Annotated in this window: 11 protein-coding genes and 1 pseudogene; 2 read left to right on the plus strand and 10 right to left on the minus strand. The window is 63.1% G+C overall.

Annotated elements, in window-relative coordinates; all coding sequences use genetic code 11:
- Positions 1–82: 82 nt before the first annotated feature.
- Positions 83–2,872 carry an autotransporter outer membrane beta-barrel domain-containing protein gene (locus AB4Y97_RS03970; RefSeq protein ID WP_441997701.1) on the plus strand — a complete coding sequence of 930 codons (2,790 nt, stop codon included), beginning with the start codon at positions 83–85 and terminating at the stop codon, positions 2,870–2,872.
- A 114-nt stretch (positions 2,873–2,986) separates the two neighbouring features.
- On the opposite strand, the pseudogene AB4Y97_RS03975 reads toward AB4Y97_RS03970, so the two are convergent.
- The 9 genes and pseudogenes from AB4Y97_RS03975 to AB4Y97_RS04015 all read right to left on the minus strand — a co-directional run bounded on the left by AB4Y97_RS03975 (position 2,987) and on the right by AB4Y97_RS04015 (position 14,257).
- Positions 2,987–3,813: pseudogene (locus AB4Y97_RS03975) on the minus strand (inositol monophosphatase family protein).
- A gap of 183 nt (positions 3,814–3,996) precedes the next feature.
- Positions 3,997–5,511 carry a L,D-transpeptidase family protein gene (locus tag AB4Y97_RS03980; RefSeq protein WP_441997702.1) on the minus strand — a complete coding sequence of 505 codons (1,515 nt, stop codon included), beginning with the start codon at positions 5,509–5,511 and terminating at the stop codon, positions 3,997–3,999.
- Positions 5,512–5,558: 47 nt separating this feature from the next.
- Positions 5,559–6,545, minus strand: a complete 987-nt coding sequence (locus AB4Y97_RS03985) for an ABC transporter ATP-binding protein (RefSeq protein WP_441997703.1) — start codon at positions 6,543–6,545, stop codon at positions 5,559–5,561.
- The gene (locus tag AB4Y97_RS03990) at positions 6,538–7,518 is read right to left on the minus strand and encodes an ABC transporter ATP-binding protein (protein WP_441997704.1); all 981 of its coding nucleotides are present in this window, start codon (positions 7,516–7,518) and stop codon (positions 6,538–6,540) included. The genes AB4Y97_RS03985 and AB4Y97_RS03990 overlap by 8 nt, the downstream gene beginning before the upstream one ends.
- Positions 7,515–8,336, minus strand: a complete 822-nt coding sequence (locus tag AB4Y97_RS03995) for an ABC transporter permease (protein ID WP_441997705.1) — start codon at positions 8,334–8,336, stop codon at positions 7,515–7,517. Before AB4Y97_RS03995 ends, AB4Y97_RS03990 begins: the two co-directional genes overlap by 4 nt.
- 9 nt (positions 8,337–8,345) lie before the next feature.
- Entirely contained in the window at positions 8,346–9,281 is a 936-nt protein-coding gene (locus tag AB4Y97_RS04000) for an ABC transporter permease (RefSeq protein WP_441997706.1), read from the minus strand.
- Positions 9,282–9,367: 86 nt separating this feature from the next.
- Positions 9,368–10,915: an ABC transporter substrate-binding protein gene (locus AB4Y97_RS04005; RefSeq protein WP_441997759.1), complete on the minus strand. Its 1,548-nt coding sequence runs from the start codon at positions 10,913–10,915 to the stop codon at positions 9,368–9,370.
- Positions 10,916–11,075: 160 nt separating this feature from the next.
- Positions 11,076–12,704 carry an amidohydrolase gene (locus AB4Y97_RS04010; protein WP_441997707.1) on the minus strand — a complete coding sequence of 543 codons (1,629 nt, stop codon included), beginning with the start codon at positions 12,702–12,704 and terminating at the stop codon, positions 11,076–11,078.
- An 83-nt stretch (positions 12,705–12,787) separates the two neighbouring features.
- Entirely contained in the window at positions 12,788–14,257 is a 1,470-nt protein-coding gene (locus AB4Y97_RS04015) for a M81 family metallopeptidase (RefSeq protein ID WP_441997708.1), read from the minus strand.
- 186 nt (positions 14,258–14,443) lie between these two features.
- On the opposite strand from AB4Y97_RS04015, the gene AB4Y97_RS04020 reads away from it, so the two are divergent.
- Positions 14,444–15,358 carry a LysR family transcriptional regulator gene (locus AB4Y97_RS04020; protein WP_441997709.1) on the plus strand — a complete coding sequence of 305 codons (915 nt, stop codon included), beginning with the start codon at positions 14,444–14,446 and terminating at the stop codon, positions 15,356–15,358.
- A gap of 40 nt (positions 15,359–15,398) precedes the next feature.
- Here the strand turns inward: AB4Y97_RS04020 and AB4Y97_RS04025 are convergent, their stop codons facing one another.
- Positions 15,399–16,334 (minus strand): ribokinase, encoded by a 936-nt coding sequence (locus tag AB4Y97_RS04025; RefSeq protein ID WP_441997710.1) that lies wholly within the window; start codon positions 16,332–16,334, stop codon positions 15,399–15,401.
- Positions 16,335–16,484: the final 150 nt, after the last annotated feature.

Below are 16,484 nucleotides of genomic sequence, written 5' to 3' on the forward strand. Positions count from 1 at the left end.
GGCCCCACTCCGCTCGACGGACTTCGCCTTAGTCCCGTATAGGACGCCCAACCTATATAAACATAGAGTCTGGGGCACTGAAATGGCGTTGCAGAAGACGAATCTGGGCGCTCGCCTTTACGCGACCACGAGCCTGACGCGTAACGTTCCTGCAAGCCTGGCTGCCCTCACCTTCCTGCTGGGCGGAGTGAACTTGGCCCAAGCGGTGGTGCTCAACGATGGAGCTGCGAGCTCCGCCGGAGGCATCGGCAATTACTACGACAGCCGCAATGTCTTCGACAACGTAGTCGCCCTGGTCAGCCCAGGCGGCGCATTCTGCACCGGAAGCCTGATCAACGCCCGCACGATCCTGACGGCAGCCCATTGCATCGAGGAAGCCCCCGGCCAGCTCACAATCTCCTACCAGACGGGGATCAGCTTCTCTCCCATCGCGACCCAGGCGAATCCCAACAACAGATATATCAGCGGTGTGGCGGCCCATCTCGGCTACAAGCCTGGCCCGCTTGAAAATGACATCGCCCTGATTTCTCTCGATGCGCCCGTCACCGGCATCAGGCCGGTGACGCTGGTCAGGGCCGGTACCGCCGCCCCTCTCGTGGGGAGCGTGATTCGCATGGTGGGGTACGGAGCCTCGGGGACAGGTTCCAATCCACCTGAGCGGGATACCGGTCCCTACGACGACAAGCGCCGCGTCGGCGATACGCTTTATGCGGGCTACCTGCCCGGCAGCGAGGCCGGCTTTGCCGGCAATCAGCAATTCTACATCATGGGTCAGTTCGAGAACCCGGCTGCGCCCGACGACCCGGCCGGCCCGATCCCGCGTCTGCAGGCGGGCGCCGCGCCGGGCGACAGCGGCGGGCCACTCTTTATCATGACGAGTGACGGCCTTATCCAGATCGGCGTGGCGGATTGGGTGGTCAATTTCGAGGGACCGCAATTCGGCTATCACAGCGTGACCGGCTGGACCCCGGTCATCGATTATCTGGGTTGGATCGCGCAGAACAATCCGCTGCGCCAAGTCTCAGCCAAAGCGGGCAATTCCCTGTGGAGCAATCCTGCCGCGTGGCAGGACCTCTACAGCGGCGCCGCCGTCGTACCTAACAACCGGATCGGCCATTTCAACGGCGCAGGCGCTATCGGGCGCTATTATCAGGTTGCGCTGATTGAGCCGGGAACGATGACGGTCGACATGAACCCGACCGTCGATTCTCTCTGGATCGGAGGCGCCCGATCCGCTCTCGATCTGCCTGCGGGCCGCGAGCTGACGGCCATCGTCGGCTCGGAAGTTTCCGCCGGGCAACTCAGCGTCAACGGCACTTTCACGACAGGATCGCTCGCCCTCACCGGCGGCGTCCTGACCGGCACAGGCAGGATCGTCGCCTTCGGCGGCGTGAGGAACAGCGCCGGAACCGTTGCGCCCGGCACCGGCGAAGCACTCGGCACGCTTACCGTGCAAGGCGACTATCTCCAGACCGAAGCCGGCATTCTGGCCGTGCGGGTGCAGGGCCGGACCTCCGACAGTCTCGCCGTCACCGGCACCGCGACGCTAGGTGGCACGCTGCATGTTAGCGGCACGCTCGACCCGGCCAATCCGCAGGTGACATCCCGTGTGGTTACTGCCGATACCGTCGAAGGCCGCTTCGCGACTGTGTGGGACGCCTATGCCTTCTTCGACGTATCGCTCGCCTATACGGCGCGCGCCGTTACGATGACCGTAGTACGAAACGGCACCAGCTTCGCCGATGCCGGCTTGTTTGAAGATCAGAAATCGGTCGGCACTTCCGCTGAAGCGCTCGCGCCGGCCAATCCGATCCGTCGCGCAATCCTGCAACTCGACGAAGCCTCCGCCCGTGCCGCCTTCGACAGCCTGTCCGGCGAGATCCATGCCTCGACGCGCAGCATTCTGCTCGACACCAGCCGCTACGTGCGGGACGCCGTCACCGGCCGTCTCCGGCAGGCATTCGGACCGGGAGATCAGGCGCTTTCAATCCTCGCGGCATCGCCCGGCAACGTTCAGACTCTCGCCGGCACGACGCTCGGCCTGTGGGGACAGGGATTCGGCTCCTGGGGCAACACCAAGGGGAAAGACGCCGCAAGCGTCGATGCCAGCACCGGCGGCTTCTTCCTCGGCGCTGATGCGTTGCTCGGCGGCCCTTGGCAAGGTAGCACTTGGCGCCTCGGCTTCGCGGGCGGCTACAGCCAGACGTCTCTGGACGCCGACCGTCTCATCTCCTCGGCCACCGCCGACAACTATCATGTCGCCGTCTATGCCGGCACGCAGTGGGGTCCGCTCGGCCTGCGCCTGGGCTCCGCTTTCACGTGGCACAGCATCGATGCGAGCCGCCAAGTCGCCTTCACCGGCTTCTCCGATGCAGTGAAGACCGATTACGACGGCCGCACCGCGCAGGTCTTCGGCGATGTCGGCTATGCCTTCGCCTTCGGCGCGACGGCGTTGGAGCCCTTCGCTGCGCTTGCCTATGTCAATCTTCATACGGACGGCTTCTCCGAAGCCGGACAGGCGGCGGCCCTTCGCGGGAGGAGCGATAGCAGCGACACTGCCTTCTCCACCCTCGGCATGAGGGCCGCAAGCCGCATCGCCCTGTCCGAAACGACGGCGCTGACATTGCGCGGAACGCTCGGCTGGCGCCACGCCTTCGGCGATGTCGAGCCCGCGGCGCTGCTCGCCTTCCGCGACGGCGCGGTTCCGTTCAGCGTCACCGGCACACCCGTCGCGCGCGATGCCCTGGTGGCGGAAGCCGGTCTCGATTTCGCTCTCGGCGGAAACGTCACGCTCGGCGTGAGCTATACGGGCCAGCTTGCAGCGAAGGCGCAGGACCAGACCGTGAAGGGCGAATTCACCTGGAAGTTCTGACGGGCTCGAAACGCGATCCTGCTCTGAAAAAAGCATCCGCTCAAACGAGGCTGGCCAGTCGCGTCGAAGCTCGGTGAAGACGACGGAAGAAGGCAGCGCCTCCTCAGGAATGCCCTATGTCATGCGAAACAATGTTTCATGAAGCGCCTGCCAGCTCGCGGCGTTGGGAGCGCATATGATGCCTCCTTCGTGCGAGGTCGGCCTGTATGGCGATCCGTCGAAACGCGCCGAATAGCCGCCAGCCTCCCGGTGAAGCAGCCAGCCCGCCGCATGGTCCCACGGCATCACCTTCCATTGGACGATGAAGTGGGAATGTCCGGCAGCCGTCATCCTGTATTCGTGCGCAGCGCAGCGATAGCACGCGGCGACGCCGGTGCGCGCCAGGTTCGCGGCAACGGTGGATCGCATCGGCTCCGGCATTTGGTGCCAGGATGCGCAGCCTGACATGCTCGCGACAGGAACCGGCGGTGCGACGCGAAGATCCGTTCGCCCCCCTGGCGCTCGATCCAGGCCCCCTCCCCACGGACGGCTATCGCGGTGTCATCGCCCATCGGATCGTGGATCATGCCGGCAACGACCTCGCCGCGCATGACCGCGGCAACCATCACCCCGAACAGCGGGAGGCCCGAAGCGAAGTTCTTGGTTCCGTCCACGGGGTCGATGAGGAAAGCGAGTTCCGCATCCGCCAACCTGCCGAGAAGCGATGGATCGCGCTCGGTCGCCTCCTCGCCGACAAGCACGGCATGCGGAAAGGCCCGCCGCAATCCCTCCCCGATCATCCGCTCGGCAGCCTCGTCCGCATCCGTCACGAGATCGGTAGGAGACGATTTCTGCCGGATCTCGTGGGCGGACAGGTTCCGAAAGCGAGGCAGGATCTCCACGCGCGCAGCTTCGCGAAGGAGTTGATCCACGGCAAGGGCATCGCGGGTTGAGAACAGCATGGACCGGCCGCCTTGTTCCGTTGCTTCGGGGTATCAGCGCCCTCCCTCGCCACAGCCGGCTTCAGGACCGGCAGGCAAGCGATGATTGGCGATCAGACGATCCCTGTAGGATGAACGAGACGTTCCTGCAAACCCGGAATGCGGAGCCGGGGCCTTTCGGCCCCGACTTTCACTCTCCCAGCATCAGAAGATCCGGGGACTCGGCACGCCGAAATAACAAAGCCCATCGCCCGGGATCGCATTGGCGTTCGGGAAGATGATGTATCCCGCGCTCGGCGCGACGAGCTTCTCGCCATTGGCCCGGCGGGCGATGACCTGTCCGGCCGATACGGAATCGCCCGTTTTCCATGAACCTTCCAAGCGGTCGCCTTCGGCCTCGCAGAGCAGGACATCGACGATCTGGATGGCCGTCTTCATGGCGATTGCAGGCGCGAGCGCATCGATGAGTCCCAGATGCGCAAGCGCATTGACGATGGCCGCATAGCCGATTTCAGCGGCCGCCGGATCGTCATGCGAGCCGCATTCCAGCGTGACGCCATAGCCACCGGAGTAACGCATGTATTCCGTGGTGCCGACCCCCTCGGAAATCGCCCGGTTGGGATGCCCAAGCCGCGCGCGCTCCTTGAGGAAGCGACCATAGACGTCGAGCCAGCCATGAATGACGATCGAAGTACCGAGTCTCGCAGCGAACTGCCCTTCCTGCTTCGCGAAACGGAAAGGCTCGACTTCCCCTGCATTGTCCAGCGGCCCGGCGAAGATGAACGGCTCGCCCTCTCCTCTGAACGAGTGGATGTCGAGCAGGACATCGTTCTCGCGCAGCAGCGCGCAGATCCGGTTGCCGACCTTGTCCTCGTAATCCTCGGGAATGGTCTTGTCCCGCAGATCCCGGTTGAGGTTCCTGTCCCCCTCGCGTGTCCTTTGCCGGTAGGCTTTCAGGTTCGCGACCGGAACGAAGGTAACCTCCCCCCGGCGGATCGACAGCCGCCCTGAGCGGCAATCGGCGATGGCGCGCAGGATGGATAGCGGCCCGCAAGGTTCGTTGCCATGAACCGCGCCGATCACGATAAGCTTGGGGCCCCGCTCGGTGCCCGCGAAACGCACGATTTCGAGCGGCCCGTCGTCGCTTTTCGGAAGCCGATTTTCGGTCTCCTCGTAACCGATATCGATCACCATGCCGGGCCGAAGACGCCGGACAAGATCCGGGATCTTTTCCGAGGGCACACCGATACATCCCGCGGTGCCCGTCATGTTCGCCCGCGCGGCATGGATGAAAAGGGCGCTGCCGCGCCCGATCTCGGGCATGGCGTCGTTGAAGCCGATGGGGACGATCACATCGAAAAGACGCTCGTCGCGGGGCCTGTTGAGCCTCTCGTCGGATCGCTCGCCATCTTCCGAAAAGACAAGCCGGTTGTAATGCGCGCCCTCCTCCTCCCAGATCATGTCGTCCGAGAGGGGGACGAACGGGAACGAGAGATCGCGGGCGAAATCCGGAAGGACAGTGGCGTCGTACAGGCCGTAGCGCAGCGGAAAGGCGCCGATCGGAGTGCGTTTGTCGCCCTCGCGCTTGAGGGATGCCTGAACCAGCCCTCCGGTTCCGACCGTGCAGGGAATAGTCCAACCATCGATCGTCAGCGAGCCGATGTGAGGTGCTTCCTGCGAGCGGGGCACTCGAACACGGACCGTTGGAACATACGCCATTTCAAGGCTCTTTCTTCAATGTCGTTTTCGGAAGGATTTCAGCGCTCTCAGACGGCGAGTTCCCGGACACGGCGGCATCGGACGAGATGGCCGGGCCCGATTTCCTCGAGCGATGGCGTCGGCGGCGCACGACAGATATCCCTCGCCTCCGGACAGCGCGGATTGAAGCCGCATCCCGTCGGCGGGTTGAGCGGGTTGGGAATCTCACCCGTGATCTTGGCTCCCCGATTGTCGCGGAACGGATCGGGGATCGCCGCGATCAGGGCACGGGTATAAGGGTGCTGTGGCGTCGTGAAGATGGTTTCCCAACCGCCGGCTTCGACGATGCGGCCGAGATACATGACCGCGACACGGTCGCTCATATGCTCCACAACGCCGAGGTCGTGGCTGATCATGATATAGGAGAGGCCGAGCGTTTCCTTGAGTTCGAGCAGCAGATTGATGATCTGCGCTCGGATGGACACGTCGAGCGCCGAGACCGGCTCGTCCAGGATGACGATCTGCGGTTTCAGGATGAGCGCGCGGGCGATGCCGATGCGCTGGCGCTGTCCTCCGGAAAATTCGTGCGGATAGCGCGCGGCGACTTCCGGCCGCAAGCCGACGCGCTTGAGCATGTCGGCGATGCGATCCTCAACCTCGCTCGCGGCCGTCACACCGTGAAGGCGAAGGGGCGCTTCAAGCGTCCTGCGCACGGTCTGGCGCGGGTTGAGCGAGGAATAGGGATCTTGAAACACCATCTGCGCGATGCGGGCCCGGGCCATGCGGTCCATGCCATTGCCGCTCATATCGTGCCCGTCTAGGACAATGCGTCCCCGCGTCGGCGCCTGAAGGCCGAGGATCGTGAGGGCGAGGGTCGACTTGCCGCATCCGGATTCGCCCACAAGGCCCAGACACTCGCCGCGCTTGAGTTCGAGATCGACGCCATCCACCGCATGCACGACACGTCGCGCGCCGCTGAACAGCCCTCCCCCGACCGGAAAATGCACCGCGAGGTTCTCGATCTTCAGGATCGTATCGGCGGGTGAGTTACTCATGATGGTGACACCGTACGATACCGCCATTGGCAAGTGCCGTCGCGCCGGGATCCTCCGCTTGGCAGATCCCGGTTGCCGCATAGCAGCGCGGATGGAAGCGGCAACCGCTCGGGAAGGCCGAAACCGGCGGCACGACGCCTTCGATTTCCTGAAGCCGCTTGCGGCCATGCCTCGCCCGCGCCCCGAGAAGCGGAAGCGAGGCGACGAGGCCATTCGTGTAGGGATGGCTCGGCGTGCGAAACACATCCTCGGCCGCGCGCTGCTCCACGATCCGCCCGGCATACATGACGCCGACGCGCCGGCACATGTTGGCGATCAGGCCGAGATCGTGGCTGATCATCAGCACGGCGGTTCCTTTGGCGGCGGACAATTCGCGGATGAGGTCGAGAATTTCGGCCTGAACCGTCACGTCGAGCGCCGTGGTCGGCTCGTCGGCGAGCAGGAGGTCCGGCCCGCAGGCCAACGCGATGGCGATCATGACGCGCTGACGCATGCCGCCCGAGAGCTGGTGGGGATAATCCTTCACCCGCCTGTCGGGCGCCGGCACGCGGACGCTCGCGAGCGCTTCCACGGCGAGGCGCTCGGCCTCATTCCAGGTAGCGCCCTTGTGCAGCACGAACATTTCCGCAATCTGCCGCCCCACCGGCGACAGCGGGTTGAGTGCCGTCATGGGCTCCTGGAAGATCATCGAGATGCGGTCGCCGCGCAATTTGCGCATCTTTGACGGCGACAGGTTCTGAATTTCCCGTCCGCTGAACCGGATGCTGCCGCCCGCGACCCTGAGCGGCCCCCGAAGCAGGCCGATCAGCGCCAGTGCCGTGATGCTCTTGCCGCAGCCTGACTCTCCAACGAGGCCCAGTGTCTCGCCTCGATTGATGGTGAACGAGACATCCTGCACGGCCGGAAATTCGGCATTGCCGAGCGCGAGATTGATCCTGAGGTTCTCGACCTCGAGAAGCGGCTCCCCCGTCATGCGCGCCGCGTCCGCGATTGCGGGTCGAGAATATCGCGTAAACCGTCGCCCAATAGGTTCAACCCTAGGACCGTCATGAAGATCGCGAGTCCCGGAAAGATCGAGATCCAGGGCGCCGTCGTGATCTGGTCCCTGGCGTCCGACAACATGCTGCCCCAGCTCGGGTAAGGAGGCCGGATGCCGAGCCCCAGGAACGACAAAGCCGCCTCGGCCAGCACGGCGCCGCCCATGCCGAGCGTGCCGATCACGATGATCGGCCCGAGCATATTTGGCAGAAGCTGAGTCAGCATGATCCGCACATCGCCATAGCCCAGAACCTTCGCGGCCTGCACGTAGCCCTGGCTCTTGAGCGAGAGCGCGGAGGCCCGCGCGAGCCGGCAGGTGAAAGACCAGTTGGTGAGACCGAGCGCAATCAACAGGCTCGTCAATCCCGGATTGAGGATGGCCATGATCGCGAGCGCAAAGATCAGGGAGGGAATGGCCAGCATGAGATTGGTCAGGCCGCTCACGAAATCGTCCCACCAGCCGCCCCAATAGCCGGCCGACAGGCCGAGGCATACGCCGATGACGGTGTTGATGAGCTGCGAGACAATGCCCACGGTCAGCGAAATCCGCGCGCCATGCAGAACGCGGCTGTAGATGTCGCGCCCCTGCGCATCGGTGCCGAACCAGAATGCCACGCCGGGCGGCTCCTCGGCATTCATCAGATTGGCATCCATGACCGGATCGGTATGCGCCAGATAGGGGGCGAACACGCCCGCGATCACAACGATGGCGAAAAGCGCGCCTCCGATCAGGAGATTGGCTCTGAACTTCATATCTCCGCCTCAGGAATATTTGATGCGCGGATCGATGATCGCGCAGAGAACATCGACGAGCGTATTGGTGACAAGGAAGAACAGCACGATCACCAGGATCGCGCCCTGCACCACCGGAATGTCGCGCAGCGTGACGCTGTCGACGAGCAGCGAACCGAGGCCCGGCCAGGAGAACAGCTTCTCGACGACGACGGCCTGACCGATGACCGTGCCGAATTGCAGACCGATGGTCGTGAGCACGATCACCAGGGCATTGCGCGTCAGGTGCCATTGAACCACGCGACGCTCGCTCATACCCTTCGAGCGCGCCGTGCGTACGAAATCCGCATTCATGATTTCGAGAACCGCCGCCCGGGCCGTACGCGCCAGAAGCGCCATGGGGGCGACGCCGAGTGCAATGGAGGGCAGCACCAGATAACGCAGCCCGCCATCGCCGTAGCCGAAGCTCGGCAACCAACCGAGCACGAGGGCGAAGAGATACATCAGCAGCAGGCCGAGCCAGAACTTGGGCAGGGACAGGCCGGAAACCGCGCCGATCATGGATACCGTGTCGATCAGGCTCCCGGGCCGCAACGCCGCGATGAAACCGAGCGGCACGCCAATCAAGATCGCGAACAGCATGGAGGCGAATGACAGTTTCAAGGTCGGCCACATACGTTCGGCGAGAACCGTCGCCACCGGCTGGCGGGTGCGGAAAGAGGTGCCGAGGTCGAAGGTCGCGAGCTGCGCCACGTATTTTCCGAAGCGTACGTGAACCGGGTCGCTGAGACCGAGCTCCTTGTTCATGCGCTCCATGACCTGCACATCGAGCACGCTGCGCCCGTCATCGCTCATGCTCGAAGCGAAAGTGCCCGGAATGACGCTGAACAGCAGGAAAATCAGCAGCGCAACAGCCAGGATGATCGGCAAAGTCTGCAACAGGCGCCGCAGGATGAAAGAAATCATTCAATAATCCCATTCCTGGCATCCCGCGCTTTTCGCGCGGGATGCCGAGGTTGTCCGTCGTTGATGAATTTACGACCTGTGGACGCTTACTTTGCGGCCGGCGACGTCTCGTCGACCCACATCTCCTCGTAGTTCTGGATCGCGAGCTCCGTCGCGTTCGGCTGCAGGCCCTTGAGCCAGGGCTGATGCGCCATCACCGCCTTGTTGTAGTTGAAGAACCAGTACGGCGCCTCGTCGAAGACGATGTTGTTGACCTTCGTCAGGTTCTCCAGCTTCTTGGCCGCGTCGCTGGTAGTGCCGGCCTCATCCAGCAGCTTGTCCACTTCGGGATTATTGAAGAGGGTGTAGTTGCAGGCCGATTGCGGGGTCTTCGAGTGGAAGCACTTCAAGGAAGCCTGCGGATCGGGACCCGTGGACAGCGACCAGAGGAAGGCCTGATATTCGCCCTTGCGCACGACCTCGGACAGAACCGTTCCCTCGACCGGCTTGATCTTCGCCTTGATGCCAACCTTCTCGAGCATCGGGATCGCCGCCTCGGCGATCGGAATGCCCCAGCTTTCGTTGGACGTCGCGGTCCATTCGAACTCGAAGCCGTTCGGATAGCCGGCTTCGGCGAGCAGCTTCTTCGCCTTTTCCGGATCATAGGCATAGGGCTTCAAAGCCTTGTCGTAGCCGGGCGATGTCGGCGGCAGCCAGCTCGTGGCGCGGTAGGCCTTGTCCTTGTTGAGCTTCTTGATGATCAGGTCCGTATCGATCGCGTGATTGATCGCCTGACGCACCCGCTTGTCCGCGAAGGGCTTGAAGCCAGGGTTAAACCCCATGACGCGCGTATACACTTCGGCGACTTCAAGCAGCCCTTTCGACAGCGCCGGGTCACCTTGATAGGCTACGTATTGCGCCGGGCCGAGGATAGAGGCGTCGATCTCCTTGTTGCGGAAGGCAACGTCACGCGCCGATGCCTCGCCCATGATCATGATCGCGACCTTGTCGGCATGGGGCATGCCCGGCTTGTAGAATTTTTCCCAGCGCTCGGCGACCAGGCGCGAGCCCGGCACATATTCGGCGAGCTTATAGGGGCCCAGTCCGATCGGCTTGGAGGCGAACGTGTCCTTCCCAGCCTCGTCGGCAGGATAAATCGACGTTGTCGCGTTCTGGAAATAGAAGCCCGGATCGACCTTCTCGGTCAGCGTCATCTCGATGGTGGAATCGTCGATCTTCTTGAGGCCGGAAATCGTCTTCGCCTGCCCCTTCTCCACATCGACCGCACCCTTGATCATGCGGACATAGCGCGCGCCCGGATACGCTTTGCTACCATCCATGAGGTGATTATAGGTCCAGATGATGTCATCGGCATTCATCTTCCGGCCGTTATGGAAGTAAGCGTCGTCACGCAGCTTGAAGGTATAGACCAAGCCGTCCGGGGATACGTCGACGGATTTCGCAAGCTCGAGCATCGGCTTGTTGCCTACGGAGTCCCAGTTGTAGAGCGAGCGATGGATCGCCTTCGCCCAGATCTCGTCCTGCGCCCGGTTCGACGTATGGATGTCGAGGTTCGCGAAGCTCGACCCATACGGCGCGGTAAAGCGGATCGTCCCGCCTTGGCGCGGAGTCTGCGCTTCGGCAACGCCGCCCATGAGAAGGGCGAGCGCAGTTGTGGCCACGAATTTCTTCAGCACGATTGGTCCTCCAGATCTATGGTTCTCGCAAGGGTGCCGATCATGTGGCCGATACCTCGCGCATCAAGCACTCGCAACATGAGTGCATTCGGCAGTCCGGGCGCGTCCCTCTTTGTCGTTATTGAAGCGCGCCAAGACGATCGTAAACGATCGCACCTCCTCGGATGGTAAGATCGCAATGCGTGTTGTCAAGAATCTCCTCCGGGGTCGCCGTCAGGAGATTGCGCGAGAAGATGGCGATGTCGGCAAGCTGCCCCGGAACGAGGCGCCCTTTGACATGCTCCATCTTCTGCGAGAAGGCGCCGAACTCCGTATAGGCCTGCAGCGCTTCCTCGATCGAAACCGTTTCGCTCGCATCCATCACGGTGCCCTTCCACGTCTTGCGTGTCAGCATGGCGTAGAAGTTGGGGAAGGGATCAGGCTCACAGACCGGAGCATCGCTGCCCGTTGCGGGCTTGAGGCCGAGGTCCATCCACGTCTTGAATGGATAGCTTCCAAGTCCGCGCTCCTCGCCGAGCACGGAGATGTAGGCGTCACCGAAATCATAGATGAAGACCTGCTGCGGGCAGGGGTAAATGCCGGCCGCGACCATACGCCTGTGCTGCTCCGGCGTCGAGAAGCCGGAATGCTCGACCCGATGCCGCCTGTCAGCGTCGGGCATCGCGGCAAGCGCGCGTTCGTAGGCGGTGATCAGCTGCTCGATGGCGGCATCGCCGATCGCATGGCAGGCGAGCTGGTAGCCCTTGGTATGGGCATCCATGACGAGGTCGTTCAGAGTCTCGTCCGACATCATCTGGACGCCGGTGGTGCGGTCTTCCCCGAGATAGGGCTCGAACATCCACGCCGTGCGCCCGCCCGCCGAGCCATCCAGGAACAGTTTGACGGCGCCGATCATCAGCATGTCATCGCCGGTGCCGGAAACGAGACCGGCCTCGAAGCATTGCGGCACGATGGAACGTTCGGGGTCGCCGAGCAAGGTCAGCCAAGTCCGGACCGGCAGCCGGCCTTCGCGCTTCGCCCGGTGATAGGCCGAAATCTCGCCGAATCCGCCGCGCTGGCCCACGGCCGCATCCATGCAGCTCGTGATGCCATAGGACAGAAGATGTCGGCCGCCGCGCTCGATCGCCGCGACGAGCTGATCCTCGCTCGATGGGGGGATGACAGCCCAGACGGGGGCGCGCGCATTCTCCGCGAGAAGGCCGGTGAGCCGACCGTTCTGCTGTTCGATGAGGCCGCCGGGCGGCGTGGGCGACGTCTCGTCGATCCCCGCCAGTTCAAGGGCTCGCGAGTTGCAGATCGAGATATGGCCGCATGTCCGCACCAGCATCACCGGGTTGTCGGGGGCGGCCTGATCGAGCTCGCTGCGATGCGGGTGGCGCTTCACGTCGAGCTTGGTCTGGTCATAGCCGCGCGCAAGGATCCACTCGCCCGGGCGCGACGTGGCGGCCCGCGCCTTGATTCCCGAAAGCAGGGTATCGAGCGTCGGAGCGGCCGAAGGCTTCGCATCGACCCAGTCCATCATGAGGCCGAGCGAGACGAGGTGCAGATGGGAATCGTTGAGCCCTGGCGTGGCAAGGCGCCCGGCGAGATCGACCACGCGGGTGGAAGGACCGATCAGAGAGGCGATCTCGGCGTCCTTGCCGGTCGCCAGGATGCGATCCCGCCAGATCGCGACCGCCTCGACGACGCCTTCATCCCGCCCGCACCAGACGGGACCGTTACGCAAGACAATATCCGCTTTCAGCACGACGACGACATCCTTCCGGTCCCTATTTCAGCCATTGGCGTGGCTAAGGCATTCTTCATATTTTCCAATCTACCGCGAGGCCATCATACGGCGTCCAGCGGCCAAATCGGCCGCCTCACCTTCTTGTAGGGCCGCTCCTTGAAATTGCGAGTGGACAAGGCACCCGTATCGACCTCGAGAACTTCTCTCGCAATCGGCTCGAAGGCCGCGCGGAAATGCTGCATCGATTTCACGATCAGGGTCGATTTCCGCGTCGGGTCGACGCCCAGCGAGGTAAACTGCCCGAGATCCGTGGCCTGGCCATTGTGGCTGATCACGATGATCTCGACCCCGCCGACGCGCAGCAGGAGGCTCAGCCCGTAATTGCGCCGGGCGCCGCCGCCCATTGGCCCATAGGCGATGAAACTGCCATCCGTGATCGCCGCCACGTGGCCGGTCACTTCGAGCGGACCGCCGCCCATGGCGGGGTCTGTCTTGCCGCCGAGTTTAAGGGTGACGCGATTGCCGACGCCGGCAGCCTGCGCCTGCCGTACCGCCTCGGGGTCGCAGATCGCATGGAAGCCGACGTTCTGGAGATCTGCCTCGATCACGGCCTTGAGCAGAGTGGTGGCGTCGCCATAGGCGCCTGAACCTGGATTGTCGGAATAGTCGGCAATGATCAGGGGCTTTGCTGCGCCGGTCCCGGCTTTCGCCTTCGCGATAGCCTCATCCAGCGGGGTGAAATGGATCGACGAGAACGTACGCTGCTCCCACGCATAATCCATCAGCTCTTCGGCAATCGCCTGCGCGGACGACCGATCGTTTCCGGTCACCGCGATGGATGGCCCGATGTCGTGCACGTCGGCGGAGGAAAAGCCGGCTTGGACGCTGACGACGAGAGCCTGCCCCGCAGCCTCGATCCTGTCGCCGCGACGCAGCAGCTCCATCATCGGCGGCGATGTGGTGCGCCCGCCGTCGAGAGCGTAGAGAATGGGACGGCGCGCCAGCGCGACCTTCGGTGCGGCCTCGCCCTTCAGCGCTTTCTGCAGAAGCTCGGCCCCCTGCCATGTGCGCTCATATTGATCGATATGCGGATAAGTTCGGTACGAGATCAGCGCATTGGCATTGTCCGCCATCTGCTGTGTCACCGTCGCATGGAGATCAAGGATGACGACGATCGGCACATTCCCGCCGACCCGCGAGCGAATGCGGTGAAGCAGCTCGCCCTCGCCGTCGTCGTGGCTCTCGGTGGACATCGATCCGTGCAGATGGAGCAGAATCCCGTCGACGCCGTCGCAGACGTCCAGGATGCGTTTCGAGATCGCGTCGAAGCAGCCATCCGTGACGCGTCCGGAAGGGTTTGCGGAAGCCGCTATGGGGTGCACCACCTCCCAGCCGAACTTCTCGGCAGCCTCGAACGCGGCGCCGAAGGACGTGCGGGTGCCGCGCAAGGCCGATGGGATCTCGTTGGCCAGATAGTAGCTACTGTTCCTGAAGGCGTCTTCATCCGTAGGCTGAACACTGAACGTGTTCGTTTCGTGCATGAATTCCGCGACAAGAACGCGACTTCCCATTTCTTCCATCCCTTTAGCGTTTTTTTCGAAAATTATCGGATCCATGCGGCAGGTCGTCAACACTTCGTTTCCTGAATCCGCTACTTCCTGGAACTACCTTTCCCGGGATGGTGACAAAGGCGAAAGAATTTTCCAAATATCATATTTGGGTCGATCTATCCAAATCTGATATGGAATGAGGTTTATGTGACAATATCTTTACGTCACGTCGAAGTTTTCCATGCCGTCATGTCCTCCGGTGGCGCCACCCAGGCCGCCACCCTACTGCGTACGTCGCAGCCGACCGTGAGCCGGGAACTGAAGGATCTGGAGAGATATCTCGGCTTTCCTCTGTTCATCCGCAAAGGGAGGCATCTCCATCCGACCGAGGCGGCGCTTTCCCTGCACACGGAAGTGCGCCGGTCCTTCGTTGGCCTGGAGGAGATTACGCGCACCGCAGAGGCCATCCGCGCGAACGCCTCGGCCCATATCAATCTCGGATGCCTGCCGGCCTACAGCACCACGCTGCTTCCCGAGGTATGCCGCGATTTCCTTCGCGCACACCCGTCCATTCGCCTCAGCATCCACTCCTTCGAGCAGGCGGTGATCGTGAACGGCCTATCGACCCAGCACTATGATCTTGGCATCATCGAGGTCGATCCCAGGCTGGAGGGGCTGACGGCCCTCACCATCGATATGGGCGAGGAATTGTGCATCATCCCGAAGGGGCACCCTCTGGCGAAGAAGAGCGTGCTCGCGCCAGGGGATTTCGAAGGCGCCGATTTCATCTATTTCTCGGCGGAGGATTCCTTCCGGCGAAACCTCGACAACGTGTTTCAGGAACATGGCGTCACGAGACGCCTGCGCGTCGAAGCGACCACGGCGACATCCGTCTGCTCGCTGGTGGCCCAGGGCCTCGGCGTCTCGATCATCAATCCGATCAGCGCCCTGCACTGCCGTGACAAGGAAATCGAGCTGCGCCGCCTTTCAGTCTCCATTCCCTATACGGTCGGCCTCTACCGCACGGCCTCTGCGAACGGATCAGACTTGAGCAGCCAGTTTCTCGATTTCTGCGCCACGGCGCTGCACGGCATAAAGGACGAGATCGGAAAGATCGTTTAGGCCCAACTGGTTTTCTTACCTGGCCTGTAGAGGATGAAGGTCAGTCCTGGGCCAGGTGCTCTTCGAGCGCGCCTCTCATCGGCATTCCGGCCTGCGCTCCCGCCGTGAGGCAGGAAAGGGATGCCGCGATGCAGGCCCTGCGCATGGCATTGCCGGTGCCCAATCCCTCCGCCAGCCCGTTCGCGAGAACACCTACGAAAGTATCCCCGGCTCCCGTCGAATCGATAGGCGTGATCGGCCGGGCGGCGGCATGCACGCGCGCCCCATCCGGGCTGATCGCCGTCGCGCCGCGCGCGCCGGCCGTCACTACACAGGTGACCTCATGAGATCGCGCCAAGGTAGCGGCGACGTCGAGATAGTCATCCCTGACCATGCCCTCGACGATGGCGCCAACCGCAACGGCCTCATGCTCATTGACCACGAGAATATCGGTGGCGGCAAGGAGCTCGGCCATTTCGGCGCGCTCGCTCATGGCAGGCGCCGGCGCGAAATTCCAGATGACCCGGACTCCGTGCCGACGGGCGCGTCTGGCCATGGCGAGACATTCGGCGGCCGGAACCTCCATCTGCATGACCAGAACCGAAGCCCTGGCCAGGAGGCTGTCCGGCACATCGGCGGCTTCAACCGCCATATTGGCGCCGCTCGCCACGGTGATGGCGTTCTCCCCTGAATCGTCGACGGTGATGAAGGCGCAGCCTGTCGGCTCTCCGACGATCCGGATCGCCTCCACATCGACGCCGTTCGCACGGAGATTGTCCAGGCAGGCCCGGCCGAAGGGGTCGTCCCCCAAGGCTCCAGCCATGGCGACCGGGATCGGGCCGCCCTGCCCGATCCGGGCCGCGGCAACCGCCTGGTTGGCTCCCTTGCCGCCGAAGAAGCTGTCGGCACGGCGCGACAGAACGGTCTCGCCCGGACGCGCGATTGCCCGCACACGTGCGACAAGATCCATGTTGATGGAACCGAAAACCAGGATCATGTCGCGCCTCCCCGCGCCGTTTCGTTTGCGTGGTCTTAGCGCATCGTGCGGAAAAGTGGACCCGGTTTTTCGCTGACGCGGACCTTCGGTTCGCGCCGAACGATGCGCTCATTCAACAAGAGAGCATCGGATCGATCCCAAAAGTGGAAT

It is taken from the genome of Microvirga sp. 2TAF3 (assembly GCF_052114965.1).
Lineage (GTDB): Bacteria > Pseudomonadota > Alphaproteobacteria > Rhizobiales > Beijerinckiaceae > Microvirga.